This is a genomic window from Streptomyces sp. NPDC027962 (assembly GCF_055566095.1).
The window spans coordinates 262,539-265,426 of record NZ_JBVHTA010000006.1; the positions used below are offsets into that span (position 1 = coordinate 262,539).

Consider the following 2,888-nt stretch of genomic DNA (forward strand, 5'->3'; position numbering starts at 1 on the left):
GCGAAGTGGGGGAGAGTCTGGGGATGGGGGGGGGGGGGAGTGGAGGAGAGAACGTGGAACGAAGAGAGAACCTGTCGAGAAAAGAGCGGAGGGGGGGGGGGGGCCCCCCCCCCCCCCCCCGCCCCCCTTCGTATCTCCGAGGCATGCGAGGCGTGCCGCGTGGAAGGATGTGCCGCAAACATCACATACCGAGGAGATGACCGGGTGCCTGGCACAAACCTGACCCGTGAAGAGGCGCAGCAGCGCGCGCGCCTGCTCACCGTTGACTCGTACGAGATCGACCTCGATCTCTCCGGGGCGCAGGAGGGCGGTACCTACCGGTCCGTGACCACCGTGCGCTTCTCGTCCGCCGAGGCGAACGCGGAGACGTTCATCGACCTCGTGGCGCCCGCCGTGCACGACGTCGTACTGAACGGCAGGTCGCTGGACGTGGCCGCGGTCTTCCGGGACGCGCGGATCGCGCTGAAGCACCTGCACGAGGGCCCCAATGAGCTGAAGGTCGTCGCCGACTGCTCGTACACCAACACCGGCGAGGGTCTGCACCGCTTCGTCGACCCGGTGGACCAGCAGGCCTACCTCTACACGCAGTTCGAGGTCCCCGACGCGCGCCGGGTCTTCGCGAGCTTCGAGCAGCCCGACCTCAAGGCCACGTTCCAGTTCACGGTCAAGGCCCCCGAGGGCTGGACGGTGATCTCCAACTCGTCGACGCCGGAGCCGACGGACAACGTCTGGGTCTTCGAGCCGACACCGCGGATCTCCACGTACATCACGGCGCTCATCGCCGGTCCGTACCACAGCGTGCACAGCTCGTACGAGAAGGACGGGCAGTCCGTCCCGCTCGGGATCTACTGCCGTCCGTCGCTGACGGAGTTCCTGGACGCCGACGCGATCTTCGACGTGACCCGGCAGGGCTTCGACTGGTTCCAGGAGAAGTTCGACTACCCGTACCCGTTCCCCAAGTACGACCAGCTGTTCGTGCCCGAGTTCAACGCGGGGGCGATGGAGAACGCGGGCGCCGTCACCATCCGCGACCAGTACGTGTTCCGTTCGAAGGTGACGGACGCGGCGTACGAGGTGCGGGCGGAGACGATCCTGCACGAGCTCGCCCACATGTGGTTCGGCGACCTCGTCACCATGGAGTGGTGGAACGACCTGTGGCTGAACGAGTCGTTCGCCACCTACACCTCGATCGCCTGCCAGGCGTACGCGCCGGGCTCCAAGTGGCCGCACTCGTGGACCACGTTCGCGAACTCCATGAAGACCTGGGCGTACCGGCAGGACCAGCTGCCCTCGACCCATCCGATCATGGCCGAGATTCGCGACCTCGATGACGTTCTCGTGAACTTCGACGGCATCACCTACGCCAAGGGTGCGTCGGTCCTCAAGCAGCTCGTCGCCTATGTGGGCATGGACGAGTTCTTCCAGGGCGTGCAGGCGTACTTCAAGGCGCACGCGTACGGGAACACGCGTCTGTCGGACCTGCTGGGCGCGCTGGAGGAAACCAGCGGCCGGGACCTGAAGACCTGGTCGAAGGCGTGGCTGGAGACGGCCGGCATCAACATCCTGCGTCCCCGGATCAGCACGGACGACTCCGGCGCCATCACCGCGTTCGCGGTGAAGCAGGAGGCACCGGCGCTCCCCGCCGGCGCCAAGGGTGAGCCCGTGCTGCGCCCCCACCGGATCGCGATCGGCCTCTACGACCTGGACGACGCCGGCAAGCTGGTGCGCCGCGAGCGCGTCGAGCTGGACGTCGACGGAGAGCTGACCGAGGTGCCCGAGCTGGTGGGCAAGCAGCGCCCGGCCGTCGTCCTGCTCAACGACGACGACCTGTCCTACGCCAAGGTCCGCCTCGACGAGGAGTCCCTGAAGAACGTCACCGAGCACCTGGGCGACTTCACCGAGTCCCTGCCTCGTGCCCTGTGCTGGGCCTCCGCCTGGGACATGACCCGCGACGGCGAGCTCGCCACCCGCGACTACCTGTCCCTGGTCCTGTCCGGGATCGGCAAGGAGTCCGACATCGGCGTGGTCCAGTCGCTGCACCGCCAGGTCAAGCTGGCCCTCGACCTGTATGCCGCGCCGTCGTGGCGCGAGGCCGGTCTGACGCAGTGGACGGACGCGACGCTGGCGCATCTGCGTGCGGCGGAGCCGGGCAGCGACCACCAGCTCGCGTGGGCACGGGCGTTCGCCGCCACGGCGCGCACGCCGCAGCAGCTGGACCTGCTCCAGTCTCTGCTGCACGGCACGGAGACCATCGAGGGCCTGGCCGTCGACACCGAGCTGCGCTGGGCGTTCGTGGAGCGGCTGGCCGCGGTGGGGGTGTACGACGAGGGCGACATCGCCGGGGAGTACGAGCGGGACAAGACGTCCGCCGGTGAGCGTCACGCCGCCACCGCGCGCGCCGCTCGGCCGACTCCGGAGGCCAAGGCCGAGACCTGGGCCGCGGTCGTGGAGAGCGACAAGCTCCCCAACTCGATGCAGGAGGCGGCGATCTCCGGCTTCGTCCAGACGGACCAGCGCGAACTGCTCGCCCCGTACACGGAGATGTACTTCGAGGCGGTCAAGGGCGTGTGGGAGTCCCGCAGCCACGAGATGGCGCAGCAGATCGCGGTCGGGCTCTACCCGTCGCTGCAGGTCTCGCAGCCCACGCTGGACGTGACGGACGCCTGGCTGGAATCGGCAGAGCCGAACGCGGCCCTGCGCCGCCTGGTCTCCGAGTCGCGGGCGGGCGTGGAGCGCGCGCTGAAGGCTCAGGCAGCGGACGCGGACGCGGAGTAGCCGAACAGGCCCTTTGTGGGGGCGGGGGGGGGGGGGGGGGGGGGCCCCCCCCCCCCCCCCCCCCCCCCCCCCCCCCCCCCCCCCCCCCCCCCCCCCCCCCCCCCCCCCCCCCC

Annotated in this window: 1 protein-coding gene; it reads left to right on the top strand. The window is 69.7% G+C overall.

The genetic code is table 11. From position 1 onward, the window contains the following. Positions 1 to 204 precede the first annotated feature (204 nt). A complete protein-coding gene (gene pepN, locus ACZ4SA_RS08610; RefSeq protein ID WP_468271211.1) occupies positions 205 to 2,775 on the top strand; it encodes an aminopeptidase N in 2,571 nt (856 codons plus the stop codon). Positions 2,776 to 2,888 lie beyond the last annotated feature (113 nt).